Origin of the sequence: Priestia sp. YIM B13551 (assembly GCF_042787905.1) — a bacterium.
Taxonomy (GTDB): domain Bacteria; phylum Bacillota; class Bacilli; order Bacillales; family Bacillaceae_H; genus Priestia.
Genome location: NZ_JBHZOX010000013.1, coordinates 1 through 14,434, shown reverse-complemented (window position 1 = coordinate 14,434; position 14,434 = coordinate 1). Strand labels below are relative to the sequence as shown.

The 14,434-nt window shown below is 31.3% G+C and carries 14 protein-coding genes and 1 pseudogene; 6 read left to right on the top strand and 9 right to left on the bottom strand.

Features of this window, described 5'->3' with window-relative positions:
• Nucleotides 1-117 precede the first annotated feature (117 nt).
• From ACFX4N_RS28180 to ACFX4N_RS28165, 4 genes are all read left to right on the top strand, one after another.
• The gene (locus tag ACFX4N_RS28180; protein ID WP_053488324.1) at nucleotides 118-705 is read left to right on the top strand and encodes a non-oxidative hydroxyarylic acid decarboxylases subunit B; all 588 of its coding nucleotides are present in this window, start codon (nucleotides 118-120) and stop codon (nucleotides 703-705) included.
• Nucleotides 706-969: 264 nt separating this feature from the next.
• Nucleotides 970-1,302: a hypothetical protein gene (locus ACFX4N_RS28175; RefSeq protein WP_192100836.1), complete on the top strand. Its 333-nt coding sequence runs from the start codon at nucleotides 970-972 to the stop codon at nucleotides 1,300-1,302.
• Nucleotides 1,303-1,601: 299 nt separating this feature from the next.
• On the top strand, nucleotides 1,602-3,029 hold the full coding sequence (locus ACFX4N_RS28170) for a non-oxidative hydroxyarylic acid decarboxylases subunit C (RefSeq protein WP_053488322.1): 1,428 nt from the start codon (nucleotides 1,602-1,604) through the stop codon (nucleotides 3,027-3,029).
• Nucleotides 3,029-3,253, top strand: coding sequence for a non-oxidative hydroxyarylic acid decarboxylases subunit D (locus ACFX4N_RS28165; protein WP_192100837.1), 225 nt, complete (start codon nucleotides 3,029-3,031; stop codon nucleotides 3,251-3,253). Before ACFX4N_RS28170 ends, ACFX4N_RS28165 begins: the two co-directional genes overlap by 1 nt.
• A 575-nt stretch (nucleotides 3,254-3,828) precedes the next feature.
• Here ACFX4N_RS28165 and ACFX4N_RS28160 read toward each other — a convergent pair.
• The 8 genes from ACFX4N_RS28160 to ACFX4N_RS28125 all read right to left on the bottom strand — a co-directional run bounded on the left by ACFX4N_RS28160 (nucleotide 3,829) and on the right by ACFX4N_RS28125 (nucleotide 11,755).
• Nucleotides 3,829-4,251, bottom strand: coding sequence for a MerR family transcriptional regulator (locus ACFX4N_RS28160; RefSeq protein ID WP_192100838.1), 423 nt, complete (start codon nucleotides 4,249-4,251; stop codon nucleotides 3,829-3,831).
• A 181-nt stretch (nucleotides 4,252-4,432) separates the two neighbouring features.
• Nucleotides 4,433-5,176: an SDR family oxidoreductase gene (locus ACFX4N_RS28155; protein ID WP_192100839.1), complete on the bottom strand. Its 744-nt coding sequence runs from the start codon at nucleotides 5,174-5,176 to the stop codon at nucleotides 4,433-4,435.
• Nucleotides 5,177-5,614: 438 nt separating this feature from the next.
• Nucleotides 5,615-6,457, bottom strand: a complete 843-nt coding sequence (locus ACFX4N_RS28150) for an alpha/beta fold hydrolase (protein WP_192100840.1) — start codon at nucleotides 6,455-6,457, stop codon at nucleotides 5,615-5,617.
• Nucleotides 6,458-6,527: 70 nt separating this feature from the next.
• A complete protein-coding gene (locus tag ACFX4N_RS28145) occupies nucleotides 6,528-7,760 on the bottom strand; it encodes an MFS transporter (protein WP_053487923.1) in 1,233 nt (410 codons plus the stop codon).
• Nucleotides 7,750-8,847, bottom strand: coding sequence for a thymidylate synthase (locus tag ACFX4N_RS28140; protein ID WP_192100841.1), 1,098 nt, complete (start codon nucleotides 8,845-8,847; stop codon nucleotides 7,750-7,752). The genes ACFX4N_RS28145 and ACFX4N_RS28140 overlap by 11 nt, the downstream gene beginning before the upstream one ends.
• Nucleotides 8,840-9,262, bottom strand: coding sequence for a nucleoside 2-deoxyribosyltransferase (locus ACFX4N_RS28135; RefSeq protein ID WP_053487925.1), 423 nt, complete (start codon nucleotides 9,260-9,262; stop codon nucleotides 8,840-8,842). Before ACFX4N_RS28135 ends, ACFX4N_RS28140 begins: the two co-directional genes overlap by 8 nt.
• A complete protein-coding gene (locus ACFX4N_RS28130; RefSeq protein ID WP_377263517.1) occupies nucleotides 9,259-10,512 on the bottom strand; it encodes an ATP-grasp domain-containing protein in 1,254 nt (417 codons plus the stop codon). Before ACFX4N_RS28130 ends, ACFX4N_RS28135 begins: the two co-directional genes overlap by 4 nt.
• Nucleotide 10,513: 1 nt before the next feature.
• A complete protein-coding gene (locus ACFX4N_RS28125) occupies nucleotides 10,514-11,755 on the bottom strand; it encodes an ATP-grasp domain-containing protein (protein ID WP_192100843.1) in 1,242 nt (413 codons plus the stop codon).
• Between the two features lie 238 nt (nucleotides 11,756-11,993).
• Here ACFX4N_RS28125 and ACFX4N_RS28120 point away from each other — a divergent pair, with 238 nt between their 5' ends.
• Both ACFX4N_RS28120 and ACFX4N_RS28115 read left to right on the top strand, forming a co-directional pair.
• Complete coding sequence (locus ACFX4N_RS28120; protein WP_192100844.1) at nucleotides 11,994-12,848, top strand: helix-turn-helix domain-containing protein; 855 nt, start codon at nucleotides 11,994-11,996, stop codon at nucleotides 12,846-12,848.
• Nucleotides 12,849-13,063: 215 nt separating this feature from the next.
• The gene (locus ACFX4N_RS28115; protein WP_192100845.1) at nucleotides 13,064-13,273 is read left to right on the top strand and encodes a hypothetical protein; all 210 of its coding nucleotides are present in this window, start codon (nucleotides 13,064-13,066) and stop codon (nucleotides 13,271-13,273) included.
• A gap of 483 nt (nucleotides 13,274-13,756) precedes the next feature.
• On the opposite strand, the pseudogene ACFX4N_RS28110 reads toward ACFX4N_RS28115, so the two are convergent.
• A pseudogene (locus ACFX4N_RS28110) lies at nucleotides 13,757-14,263 on the bottom strand (AAA family ATPase); the annotation flags it as partial.
• Nucleotides 14,264-14,434 lie beyond the last annotated feature (171 nt).

Genomic DNA, 14,434 nt, shown 5'->3' with positions numbered 1-14,434 from the left:
ACCTTTAAAGTATTATATATAAACAATATAGATATTATCAATATAATACACTGAAGAGTATAATCATTTCTAGAGGTAACATTAGACTAAGGATAATAGAAAAAAGGAGAAATACAAATGAAAATAATCATAGGAATGTCTGGAGCAACGGGGGCTATTTTTGGTATTCGCCTTTTAGAACTTCTTAAAGAGACGGAAATAGAAACTCATTTAGTGATGTCCTCATGGGCAGCTGCGACAATTCAAGTAGAAACCCCTTATACAGCGAAGGAAGTGGAAGAATTAGCCGATTACACATATTCTTATAAAGATTTAGGAGCCAAAATTTCTAGTGGATCCTTCCAAGTGGATGGCATGATTGTCGCTCCTTGTAGTATGAAAACATTAGCTTCTATTCGTATGGGATTAGCAGATAACCTTGTGACACGTGCAGCTGATGTAATTTTAAAAGAACGAAAAAAACTGTTATTGTTGACACGCGAGACACCTCTTAATGATATTCACCTTGAAAATATGTTGGCGTTATCACGTATGGGAACAATGATTTTCCCTCCGATGCCTGCTTTTTATAATCATCCTGAAAATATTGATGATTTAATTAACCACATTATATACAGAGCATTAGATCAGTTCGACATTCATCTACCAGAAGCAAAAAGATGGGATGGCATAAAAAAAGAGAAAAATAAAAAAATCTTAAATTAATATATGGAAAAGGTTAGTCGTTGAATGAAGAGACTAGCCTTTTTTATCTGTATATAAATATGTTCATTAAATAATTAACTAAAGAGAAGGATAATTTAGAAAGGTGAGAAGAATGAATGAAGTAGAATATGAGAAATACAGAAAGAACGGAAGGAATTCTAGGAAGGAATCTGCTTGATTTTGAAGATAATTTATATGGTCATATGCTAGAATATAAGCCTTTTTTAAAAATAAGAGAGAAACAAATTAGGGAGGATAAAAGATATGCTAAAGTCAGATTCTCAAAAATGCGATGGAGCTAAGTATGTTATTACTATAAATCCTGATAAAATTCATTTACCAGATTCTGAATTCTTTAAATGGTGTCAATCCCTTTATGGCATTAACAAAGGAATTTATAACACTATTGACTTATGGTTTTATGAATCTAATAAACGAGATATATTATCTAGAAGGCGTTGTATTGTTGAATTTTTGACCTTTGTCACTAGCTGTAAAATGAATCGAAATCAACATCATTCTCTTCGATTTGGACATGGAGGACTTGTCAACAAGCTTCAAGAGTTTTTGACAAACAAGAGTATGAGGAGAATTTAAGGAAAAGAAACCATAATGATCAAAAAAGGCAGCTTTTATAAGTTGTCTTTTTTATTAAATTCCTAATAAGAGCAGTATGAAAAAGTTTCTGACACTTTTATAATGTTTTCTTTCTTCAATTACCTTTATAAAACAAGAAAGTGTTTTTCTCATTAACTGTAGCATCTAATATTATACCTTTAGGGTATATAATAAATACATAATAGATATTTCAAATATTAAAAATGAAAGAGTATACTCGTAGTTGTAAGGCAAACAAGCAAGTTAAATTAGATAATGCAACGTAGGAGGAATACTTAATGGCTTACAGAGATTTAAGAGAATTTTTAGATTTACTTGAATCAGAGAATCAATTAGTCCGTATTAAAGAAGAGGTTATGCCTGAACCAGATTTAAGTGCGATTGGAAGATCTGCTCCAGACATGGAGAATGCACCCGCAGTTCTTGTAGAAAAAATAAAAGGGTATAAAACACCAGTTGTTTTAAATGTTCATGGGTCATGGCAGAATCATGCTTTAATGCTTAACATGCCAAAGGACACACCAGTTAAAGACCAATTCTTTGAGCTAGAAAAAATTTGGGATAGATATCCTATTAAACCAGTTTGGGTTGATGAAAAGGATGCGCCGGTTAAAGAAGTTGTAATCGAAGACGATATTAATTTATTTGATGTTCTACCATTATTCCGCATTAATGAATTTGATGCTGGATTTTATCTCTCAAAAGCTTTAATTGTAAGTAAAGATCCAAATAAACCAGATAGTTATGAAGAACAAAATGCTGGTACATATCGTATTCAAGTTAAAGGTAAAGATAAAGTAGGTATTCAACCACTTCCGTTCCACGATATTGCTGTTCATCTGAAACATGCTGAAGAAAAAAATGAACCACTACCAATTGCTATTTGCTTAGGTAACGATCCTGTATTAAGTTTTATGGCTAGTACGCCAATTGAATATGCTCAATCTGAATATGATTTTGCTGGAGCTCTAAAAGGTGAGCCGATTGAATTAACAAAAAGTGAAAATGGTAATTTAGATATCCCTTCACGCAGTGAAATTGTATTAGAAGGTTATATCATGCCTCGTGAAAGAGAAATTGAAGGACCGTTCGGTGAGTTCCCAGGTAGTTATTCAGGTGCTCGCTTACAACCAATTGTTAAAATCACTAAAATTACTCATCGCCAAAACCCTATCTTTGAAAATTTATACTTAGGAATGCCATGGACTGAAATTGACTACTTAATGGCATTAAATACAAGCCTACCATTATACAAACAATTAAAACGTGATTTCCCAGAAGTTGAAGCTGTAAATGCAATGTATACACATGGTATTGGAACCATCGTTTCGACGAAATCTCGTTTTGGTGGATATGGAAAGGCAGTTGCTATGAGATTATTATCTACTCCTCATGGAATGCCTTATACAAAGATTGTAATCATCGTAGACGAATTTGTTGATCCATTTAACTTAGAACAAGTTATGTGGGCTTTAACAACACGAGTTCGTCCAGATAAAGATGTTTTCAAGGTTCCATATGCACCTGGTATGCCACTAGATCCGTCTTCTGAGCCTGCTGGTATGCATACAAAATTAATTATTGATGCTACAACTCCAGTTGCACCTGACTTTGCTCGAGATACCGAATTACTAGCTGTTCCAGAAAAAGCAGAGGAATGGTCAAAAATTCTTCGCGATTTAGTTAAAGAAGGAGGAAATAAATAATGAAATGTCCTAGATGTGAATTTGAAAAAGTAAGTCTATTAACAAAAGCTCCAGTGGATGACGCTTGGGAAGTATATATTTGTGAGACTTGCACCTTATCATGGAGAAATACAGAAGGTCCTAATATAACTGACCCAGAAAAATATGATAAACGTTTTAAGCTAAATCTTGCTGAATTCAAAGAATTGGATCAAATTCCTCCAATTCCTGAGTTAAAAAAATAATCATTGAAAAAGATCCCTATTCGCAAATTAAATATGGATCTTTTTCAATCTATCAGAGAGTCTAAAAGGCATGCGTATTAATGGATATGCCTTTTAAGATTTTTTATTTTTATTAATCCCAATTTATTATAGTTAAGTTTACATAATGTCTCTTTCCGGAACCCTTTTTATACATCGTTGATATGACAGCTTTTCTTAGCGTAATGAATAACCTAAAGATGTATAAAAAGCTCACCTTTTATACATATGCTCGTACGGAAAAATATAGTCCATATGGCAAAAATGTGATATTATGTATCTGCACATGCATTTTATAGTAAAAAGCCACCTGTCCTGCAAATACTGGGTGGCTTTTTATTTTGTTAATGAGATTAATCACCTCTAGGATGATTTTTTAGCCTTCAAGCTAATGTTTTTTCTAACAAAAAAATATAAAAAACCCCTTACAATTCGAGTGGCGAATTGCTATTTAAATAGAGTGGGAAGGGATAATTAGAAGAATGTTGTAATATCAATATTTATAACAAAGTAATAATTTCTTCAGAAGGATAAAAGTAGAAAAACTCTAATTTCAATCAATATTTCCACTCTGAATTCAGTCGATTCTCAATGCTTTCTTCTCTAGAACAGACTTTACTATGACCTATTTCATTACTATACCAATTAATTTTATGGTCAATCATTGCTTGGTAAGATATCAATTGATTTATGTTTGACTGTATATATTCACTTTGTTTTTTAAGCATTGATATGCGTTGTTCAATTGTTTCTTCACCCTGCATTACGAGGGCCACAAATTCCTTTAGATCAGCAATAGTCATACCCGTAGCTCGAAAACAGCAAATATATTTAAGCCATTCAATATCTTCAGTTTCATAAATACGCCTGCCACTTTCACTCCGATTAATAATCGGAGTAATACCTTCTTTTTCATAATAACGTAAAGTATGAATTGATAAGCCTGTTTGGTCTGATACTTGACTAATTGTGTAGCTCATAGCTAATACCTCCTGTCTCTTTAGTATTTATTCCATCATTATCTGGAGGGTATGATCGATTTAAAATGGTTGGCTTGTTCAAATTTTTAAATCATTATTAAGTCAATTAACTATTAAATTTTTTGCAATTAAAGGCCCACTTACAGAAAAAGTGAGCCACAAATATCAATATCTTTTTTTATTATATTTCTTGTTTAGTTGGTCTTACAATTATTTCATTGACAGCTATATTATCTGGTTGAGAAATTGCATATAAAATCGAATTAGCAATCGCCTCCGCAGGAAGTCCAAATTCCATAATTTGTTCTTCAATACCTTTTTTAATTTCTTGATTAGGAATGCAATTTACCAATTCTGTATCTACTGCCCCAGGTGAAATAATTGTTGTACGAATATTATTTTCTACTTCTTCTTGTCGCAGTCCTTCAGTAATAGCCCTTACAGCAAATTTCGTACCTGAATAGACAGCACTTGACGGAAAAGCTATGTGTCCTGCAACAGAAGAAACATTAATAATATGTCCTTGTTTTCTGCTTCTCATATGGGGGAGAGTCGCAGCAATGCCATAAAGGACACCTTTTACATTTACATCAATCATTTGTTCCCATTCAGTTACTCTCTTTTCATGTAAGTAAGAAAGAGGCATGAAACCGGCATTGTTGATCAGAACGTCAATTTTTCCGAAAGTATCTAAAGTAAAACTTGCAAGCTCTTCTACCTCTTGTCGAGAAGTAACGTCTGTTACTTTATATTCAACTGTACCACCTTGGTTTTCAATTTCTAACTTGAGTTTTCGTAATCTTTCCTCACGTCTTGCTGATAGTACAACTTTAGCTCCTTGATTAGCAAGTACTTTAGCAGTTGCTTCACCGATTCCACTTGATGCTCCAGTTAAAATAACTACCTTCTCTTCAACATTTAACATGTCTGATCAACCCTTTCTATTCTTAAGATATTTCTAAGTATAATACCTAGAGCACGCTCTAGCTCAAGAGTTTTATAAAAAATTTAGTTACCTTAAAAAATAAAATAGTTCGTATATGGAAAGAACTGTCCATTATAAACAGTCCCAAAAGGTATACGTTTGCGGACTTTTCTTTTGAATAGAAAATCTATCATTTTTATAGTCCGTTTAAGTTTAAAATTAAATTACGAACGTCTTGTGAAAATCATACACTTTTACGAACGTTTTTAATGGAATAATAGGGAGAGAAACACATACAGGAGGACTGATTTCAGTCCTCCTTCATTAGATTTCCACCTTTGCACCAGAAGCCTTCCATATTTCTATCAAGAATTAGATAAAGGTTTTTATCTAGAGATCAACACGACTGATTATATAATCAGTACTGAATTTGTTTTGTCAGTCAAAAGATTTAGAACGGTTACAAATTTTTACTTCTTCTAAAAAGTGATAAAAAAGCTGGATTACCATACTTGATTGGTCAATTTGTATATTGTGACCGGCGTTATTAAGAACATGCAAATGGCAGTTGGTATATTGATGCAAGAAGAAAAGCATATCAGAAAATCCTACTACTTTATCTTGTTTTCCAGCTACTACATATGTAGGTTGTTCAAAGGCGAGCTCAAACAGTTCTTGTTCAAAGTTAAATTTATACCCCTTGTCTCCTAAGTCGTTAAGAAAAGAATCGTTACCTTTTTGCAACCCCTTTATAATTTCATTATTAAATCTATACCAATTTTCAGGATTAATTTTGATATTATTATTCAAAAAGTCTTCAAAATGTTGATCTTTAGGAAGCTGTTCAAACCCAGAAATAATATGATTTGATTGTGTAGGTAGTGTTCGTTCAGTAAAATTTGCTTTTACCACAGGGCACATCAAAAAAACACCTTCAATTTGTTCAGATCTAATCTTTAATAATCCTTGTGCCAAATACCCTCCATATGATTGACCCACTACAAGAAATTTTTTATTTCCAATAAAATGTTGTACAAATTTATTTAGACATTCCAACACGTGAGATGAGTTTGTGATAGCTCTACTTACAGTACTGTCTCCCATTCCAGGTAAGTCAATGTATATTCGTTTAAAGGTATCAAAAATAGGGCTATTCATTTTTGATTCAAAAAACAGTTGAAGTGAGTCCTTATCCAGCCGATATCCATGTAAGAATAATATCGGAGTACCTTCTCCAAAACTTTCATAGTTAATGACACAATCATTAGTTGTATATTGCATTATTTATCCCTCCCGATATCCATGAATAATTGTATCATTTAACATAAAAAAAGGGAGTGATATAAAAATATCAACTCCCACTAGATACTCTGTTATATTGTTCAGTATCGACTTCTATATATTTATTAAGGCTTCTTGCTATAGAAAAGAATAAAACTAGTCCAATAATGAGAATAAAGGAATATATTAAAAATCCCCATGCTGGACTTATAATATCCATGATTTTTCCAATCGCAAAAGTTGCAACAACTTGAATCATTAAACTTAATAAATTCCATAAAGACATAGTTCTACCTAAAAACTCATTCGGAACAACTTTCATTATTAACGAATATATTAACGAACGAATTCCAGGTCCACAAAGCCCGCAAATGAAGAATAGCACACCTGCAAAGAATTTAGAGGTATTTGTAAATAAAACTAACCCTGTAAGAATTCCAATTATAAAACCAATTGAAACAATCATGTTAATGGAAAACCTTTTCGACAGTCCAATAATTGTGAATCCTACAACACATGCTCCTATACCATATGCCATATCAATTAAGCCATAAACTGCTGCATTCGTATTTAATTCTATACTTGCGTATCCAGGTAAAATTGTATTAATAACGTTTGCGCCAATAAAAGGTATGAATAATATTAACCCTAAAAAGAAAATTGCACCATGATGCTGAAAATATTTCATACCTTCTACATAAGAGTCCTTTATTTTAAAATTATCTCTCGAAACTTGTTTTTTCTTTTTGGTTTTTAATAAACTTGTCAAAAATGCCGATACTAAAAAAGTAATTATAGACATTATTAAAATTATCTTAAACCCACAAATATTATATAATGATCCTGCTATTGCTCCAGAAGAAAATAAACCAACCTGCATTGTAATTTCGGCTCCGGAGTTTGATTTTAACAACTGTTCTTTCGTAGAAATTTCCTGTAACAGTCCCTTTGAAGCAGGATAATATAAATTCCACCCTAGTCCATTACTTAATGCAATTAATAAAAGAAAATATTTATTATAACCATAAACAGTTAATAATAGTAAGGGTACTGCTATAAATAGTATTCTCAAGATATATGACAAGATTGTAATAAACTTTTTAGAGAAGTTATCGACAATGACGCCCGCAAAGAGTGACATTAGTATTCCAGAGATCACATTTGCATTAATAATAGTAGCTACAAGCTGATTCGACCCACTCTTATCCAGTGCGTACCAACTTAAAACAGCAATTGTCATTCCTGCTCCAAATTGAGAACAAAGGTCAGCCGACAAAAATAATTTAATATTCCTATTTTGCATACACTAGCTCTCCGAGTTCCCTTTCTACTTTGTTCTCTTGTTCTTCTGACCAATAATAGTCGAAGAATTCTTTTTCTTTATCTGATAATAGGAATAAGCTTTTATCATTAAATCGGCGAGTTAAATACTCAATTGCTGCAATTTTAAAATCACTACTTGGTAATTGATGTACTAGGTCTCGCAACGTATTTTTAGAACAATTATTTTTATAAAGATTATAAATTAATAGCATTAGCATAGATTGCTGGATTAATTCGTCATTAATTTTATAAATTTCATCCAGAATATCTAATTTAAGATTTTTACGCATCTGATTTTCTAATTTGAATACCTTTTTCATTAAAGAGTCAAAGCTATTTAATGGTGTACTAAATTTAGGGCTATGGAAATCAAAATCATACAAAGTTTTACCTTTAAATGATTCTAAAATTTTAGAAGATGTTTGATAATGACGAGAATATACATGCATTGTTCCCGTGAACCATGAAAGTTTTCCCGTTTCTTTATTAGTCCAAAAAGACATCATTTCATGAAGTACACTCCATTCAAACATATTGATTCCACCAAATCCCCAAATTGCATCATTTGCACGCACTGAAACGTTGAGATTTAACTTGCCATCCCGGGCCATAAAATGTAACCAATTGTTACAAGGTACATCCTTGGTATCAATATAATCTTTAGCTGGATCATAAATAATCATTGCTGCTCTCTTGGTATTTTCATCTTGATTGATTAAACGAGCTACTTCTTTAAATTGATCTACTCCATACCAATTCCGTAAACGTGGTCCATAAGCTGCGCGCCATACTTTTCCATCATCAGAAAATTCAGACGCTCTTGGTAGATAGTGCTGTAAAAAATCTAAGTCATCTCTTCCCCCTAATACCCATAAAGTTTCAGCAATTAATGCAAAAATATTATTATTTCTATGCTTGAGTACGATAACCCTTTCATTGGGGTTATCAATAACCTCTAGATTTGATAAGACTTCTTTTTGTTCAAATCCCCTAGTAACAACTTTTAATCCATTTTCATTAATCTTTTGTAATACATTAATTAATGCAAAGGTTTCATTTTTAGCCAATTTTTTGTTCCTCCAATCTGTTTTTTAATAATGCTTTCGCCTCGTCAAGCGTGCTATATTCATGAACTTCAATATTCTCTGATCCATTAATCATTGCTGATATTTGATTAGTACCTTTTCTATGAAGTACAAAAACTGGGATATTTGCAAAATTAGCATGTGCAATTTCATAACCTACACCTAAGCTAGGAACTGAAGTTTCAGCAACGATTAAATCTGAGCTATTAAGCCATTCCAGGTCTCTATCATGAATGTAACGATCGTCTAACTGGTGCTGTCCTGCTACTGATAACGAATAATCACCTACATGTTCTGTTAAAACTTCACCATATGATTTTAAAAGAGATATAAGTTCTTGATAACGATCTACATCCTGTCTTCCCCCACGAATTGAGCCTGCAAAATATATTTTCATACTAACTCTCTCTCCTTAACTAAATTTTCTTGTTTGATTTCTTCAAACACATAATTCGGTATATTTTCGAAATATTTATTAATATCAGATAATTCAAGGCAAGCCTCTTCTAAATTATTTACCTGAAATAACATTTTATATTGCTCTGTTCCATTATGATAAACCACATGATTAATGCTATGGACTCCTGTTAAAGTTGATATCTCGTCAAATTTTTCTACAGTCATATTTTCTAATGGCAACTCCAGTGTAAAACTTGGATTTTTCTCGGAATCGCATACACGACCCTGAGCCATTTGTAAGAGACAAGTATAAGTATTTAATCCAGAAATAGCTGATGATAAATTTGTCATTCCTGATACTCTGGGATTAATTTCTATAATATAAAATTCCTTTTCATTTCGAATAAATTCAAATTCAACAGATCCACATATTTTTAATTCATTGCATATTTTAATTAACTTGTTCTCAAGTTGAATGATTTCGTCGTTATTTAATGGAAATGGGCCAAATCTGACATGATCAAAAGGCACTAAACTGTCTGTAATACCAGTACATTTTTTTACTAAAGGTTGGCAAAAATAATTACCATTGTTACCTACAACCTCCATACCATATAGCCCACCATTCACCTGTTCTTCAATAACAAAATCACAGTTAATATTTGTGTCATACAAATACTTTTTTAGTTCATTAATGTCATTGATTTTTAAAACTCCAGTAGACATTGAATCCCAAAGAGGTTTTAGGAAATAAGGTTTTTTTAGTTTTTTAACTTTAGAAATAATGAAATCAATATAAGCAACGTATTTTACGGTTCTTTTGGATAATAGATCTCCATAAACTAAAATCGATTTTGGAACTTTGTAGCCATTTCTCTTTAACCATTGATTAGTTTCCCACTTATTACTTAGTAATGTTGTGGTACTAACAGGGTGCATGATTACTGGAATATTGAATTGCTCCTCTAATAATTCCTTTAAATATGAATCCCTATGAGCATTATTATCAGGTAATGAAATTGAAATTACAGCATCTGCTTCCCATTTAATAATCTTTTCACATAGCTCTTCAGGTCCAATATCTTCACTTACTTTTTCGAAATCCCCAGGGAATAATTCTGAGTTACAATCTCCATCTGTATAGAACAATTTCAGTTCAATATTGTCATGAAAAGCATAGTCTTTAATAGCTCTTAAGGTTGGGTTTGCTTGCTGTAAACTGACAGAGCGAATAAATGCTATTTTCATACTACATCACTTCCTCTAAAATATTGACCTGAACATTAGCTAGTATCTCTGAACACTTGCTAATAACATCGTTGTAACTATCACCAGCACAAATAATATGGCCAATTCTTGAAATATTATCTTGAGAAGGAGCCACTATGTCTCCACTCTTTACATATTGAGAGAAAGTAAATTCATAATCTTTAATATGATCCATAAATACTAATTGCTCGAAGTTTCCACTATTAGATACGGGGATAAACCTAATTGCAGCATAATTATTTTTTACTGGTATTAAATCCATAGGCTCACCAAGTGCAGCTTTTAAGTAAACTTCAGCTTCATCAATACCCAAAGCAAGCTCTAACAGTTCGGGGATATAATCACCTGGTAATCTTGCGCCAACTTCAATAATTTTTGGCCCCTCTTGTGTGAATTTTAGTTCAGCATGTGCTACACCATTTTGCAATCCCAATGCTTTAATTGACTCAAGAGCTACTTCGTTTATCATTTTTTGCTTCTCAGGTGATTCCATTGTTGGTAATGTATGACCTAGTTCTGCAAAATAAGTACCTTCTGTCGTCATTTTATCAGTGATGCAAAGTACTTGTGGTTGACCAGCAATTATTGCTATTTCTACGCTAAATTCTTTTCCATCTAGTATCTCTTGTAATAATACCTGTTGGCTTAGTTGGAACCCATGAGGGAATTCAATACTATTATCAATTATTAGGTTATAACAATTAATTAACTCATCAAAATCTTGTACTTTAAAAACTCCGCAGGAGCCACCATTATCAGCTGGTTTTATGATAAGGGGAAAAGTGATATCATATTTAATGCTTTGTAGTTGTTCTAAAGACTCCACTATAATTGTTTTTGCTGTAGGAACATTATTTTTAACAAAATGTTCATACATTAAGCCTTTATTTCTTAAAGCATCAGCTTTCCTATAATCATGTGTTCGTAAATTTAGATTACTAGCAACCTTTACTGTAAGGTTAGACATAAATTCAAATCCACTTAACACTGCATCAATCTTTTGTCTTTTAGCATAATCACAAATGTCATTGATGCTATTCTCTTCATTGGAAAAATCGGTAAAATGAATACCTTCAAATTGATCGGCGAATTGTTTTTCATACATCTTCTCAAAGACATTTTTCTGTGTTACTCCAAATATTTGGTAACCGAGTTTACGAGCCGTTTTTACAATTTTTTTACCACCCGTTGCGTTTGGCTCTAAAATTAAGATTCTTTTCATATGAACCTCCTCTTTATAAAATATTAAGCTATTTGTTAAACAACAATGACTTGTAAATTATTATCCACCAATAATCCAAATTAATTCTTCCATACTAACCCTTCCTCTGCGCTTTTAATAGTTTTTAAAGTCACAATTTTAAATCTTAAAACGTAACTTTATTTACAATGTTATTTTATAGCTAATATGGTAAAATTTTTTATAGTGTAAACTATATTCACAAATGGAGAGTGCAACTATGAGTAATAAAGACTTTGGAAGGACTTTAAAAAAAATCAGAGAATCGCGAGGCCTTAGTCAAGAATACCTAGCTGCAAATATTGTTTCAAGGACATCAATTTCTAAAATAGAAAATGGAAAACAAGTTCCCACTATTGCAAACGCTCAAAAATTAATTACAAGACTAGATTTAAATACTAATGAATTTTTTTATATTCAAAACGATTATAGATTAGACCCCAAAATGCAAATACTTTATAACTTTATGAATCTATCTGAAACCACTGAAGATGAACCTATGTCTACAATTATTGATGAATGTAAAGTTTACCTATCTCATACTTTTGATATTAAAGTAAGCAACATCTTGGTGGTTTTACAGTCTCTTAAGAATTTCGAAAAAGGATATCATTTAGATACTATTTATGAAGATTTGAAACCAGTGTGGGATCAACTATCAAAATTGGATGAATGGCTAATCATTGATCTATTTTTAATTAATAACATCCTTTATTTTTTTCCAATAGACACAGCATTTAATATGACAGTCCAGACACTAAAAACAATTGAAAATAAATATCCACATTATCTGAAATTGAAAAATGCTTTCTACCTTAATCTTTCTTTTCTATTTTTACAAAAGGGTTCAAAAGCGCAAGCAACAGAGTATTTACTTAAAAGTATTAATATATGTAAAACTGTCCATCGTTACGATTTACTTTTGCTAGCTAAAATTAGATTATCAATTTGTACAAACGATATAGAAAAGATTGAAAAATTATGTAAATTATTAATAGAAATTGGAGCAAGCAATTTAGTAGAAGGTGTGAAGAGAGAAATAAAGTATTTCTTAAATACAGAATTAAATATTTAGATATTTTTAAAGTTTTTATTTTTAAACAACTAATGTTTTTGTAATCTTTATTTATTAATACTTTAGTAAAGGGATAGGGATGCTAGTATGCCATTTGTAATAAACAGTCATTAATATATAAATGTTACAAATACTCCTTCATAACACCTATAGAAATATACACTAGACCAAGTATAATGAATGATATGAGAATTACTAAAAAAGAGGTAACTATAATGTTAAAAAACAAGCCAGAAAAACTACAAATGTTTAAGGTGGACTACTCATTATTAAAAAAGAAGAAAATAGTTAATGGCTTTGTCATGATAAAATCTGTTGAGGATACAGATAAAATTGTAAAATTAGCTAAATTAGATATATCTACAAAGGAAAGAGTATTCATCCAAGATGTGAAAATCTTAAAATTTAAGCCCTTTTCATCTTAAACATATACCTAAAGACATAAGAAAAAGTTTGAATAAGAAATTAAATTTTGAACAAACTACATAGGAGCGTAACAACTCCATACGCGAAAATCCTTTTTTTCTTTTGATACACTTAAAAAACCACTTTCTGTGCAGGTGGTTTTTTCTTGTTTTAAGATGTATATCGTATCCACTTCTAGTTACATAATAACGATTATATTTAGTTTTGCTTTCCACTATATCGTTAAGTAAAATCAAACATACTTTATAAAAACTAACGTTATCATTTACACCTAATGTAGAAAAACCCACAATTGCTCTACAAATCCGTTATTTTATGATTATTCAAGAAAATATAATTTATAAACTATAAAAGCCTTTAATAAAAGGGCTTTTTAGCATGCCATTGCCGACATTGGGAATTATGTTAACTAGATATAAATAGAATCCTTTGCTATCATTACAACAAAGGATTTTCAATTTTTAAAAATACTGTTTTTTTAATTAGTAAGTAATATTATAGCGTTGAGCTCTAAGCTTAAATGCGTTTTCTCCGCCTTCCATTACCTTACAAATTTCATCTCTAACGGTTGAGTTTTCTAGACTACCTGCAGCAAGAGTCTTCATTTCTTTAATATCAGAATTCATTACTATAATATATTCAGAATCACCATTTACAGGTATATTAGCATTGTGAGTTACAATAATTAATTGTCTTTGATGTTTGCAAGACTTCAATCTTTCTACAATAAGATCATATATTAAAGAATTATCTAAATCATCTTCAGGTTGATCTAATATTAAAGGAGTGTCACCATAGGACAGTAAAAAAGTTAATATAGCTGAAGATTTCTGTCCAGCAGATGCATTACTTAACGATTGGGGTTTTTTTGAATTTTTCGGTCTGTATTTTACTTGTATTTCATCCTCAGGATAAAGAAGTGTTAATTCATCTATTTGTTCATCATTTAAGTTTCCTACAAAAAGGGACAATGTATTACAGAAAAGGGATTCATCCAATTTGTTGATTCCCGGGGGAATTTGTTTGTTTTTATCGATGAAGTATTCGAATTAAAAAATAAAATGAGGTTAAGTGAGCTAATTTATGTTCGTTTTACATAAAATAATGTCACCTTCGCTTTTTGTGGTAAGCTAATAAAAGGCAATTAGAAAAGAGTGATC

Bases quoted from the DNA above. Each gene is read 5' to 3' on its own strand.
- ACFX4N_RS28155 (WP_192100839.1), bottom strand. From the start codon at position 5,176: ATGTTAAATGTTGAAGAGAAGGTAGTTATTTTAACTGGAGCATCAAGT.
- ACFX4N_RS28175 (WP_192100836.1), top strand. From the start codon at position 970: ATGCTAAAGTCAGATTCTCAAAAATGCGATGGAGCTAAGTATGTTATT.
- ACFX4N_RS28145 (WP_053487923.1), bottom strand. From the start codon at position 7,760: ATGCAAAATAGGAATATTAAATTATTTTTGTCGGCTGACCTTTGTTCT.
- ACFX4N_RS28165 (WP_192100837.1), top strand. From the start codon at position 3,029: ATGAAATGTCCTAGATGTGAATTTGAAAAAGTAAGTCTATTAACAAAA.
- ACFX4N_RS28180 (WP_053488324.1), top strand. From the start codon at position 118: ATGAAAATAATCATAGGAATGTCTGGAGCAACGGGGGCTATTTTTGGT.
- ACFX4N_RS28170 (WP_053488322.1), top strand. From the start codon at position 1,602: ATGGCTTACAGAGATTTAAGAGAATTTTTAGATTTACTTGAATCAGAG.
- ACFX4N_RS28135 (WP_053487925.1), bottom strand. From the start codon at position 9,262: ATGAAAATATATTTTGCAGGCTCAATTCGTGGGGGAAGACAGGATGTA.
- ACFX4N_RS28120 (WP_192100844.1), top strand. From the start codon at position 11,994: ATGAGTAATAAAGACTTTGGAAGGACTTTAAAAAAAATCAGAGAATCG.
- ACFX4N_RS28115 (WP_192100845.1), top strand. From the start codon at position 13,064: ATGTTAAAAAACAAGCCAGAAAAACTACAAATGTTTAAGGTGGACTAC.
- ACFX4N_RS28160 (WP_192100838.1), bottom strand. From the start codon at position 4,251: ATGAGCTACACAATTAGTCAAGTATCAGACCAAACAGGCTTATCAATT.
- ACFX4N_RS28150 (WP_192100840.1), bottom strand. From the start codon at position 6,457: ATGCAATATACAACTAATGATTGTGTCATTAACTATGAAAGTTTTGGA.
- ACFX4N_RS28130 (WP_377263517.1), bottom strand. From the start codon at position 10,512: ATGAAAATAGCATTTATTCGCTCTGTCAGTTTACAGCAAGCAAACCCA.
- ACFX4N_RS28125 (WP_192100843.1), bottom strand. From the start codon at position 11,755: ATGAAAAGAATCTTAATTTTAGAGCCAAACGCAACGGGTGGTAAAAAA.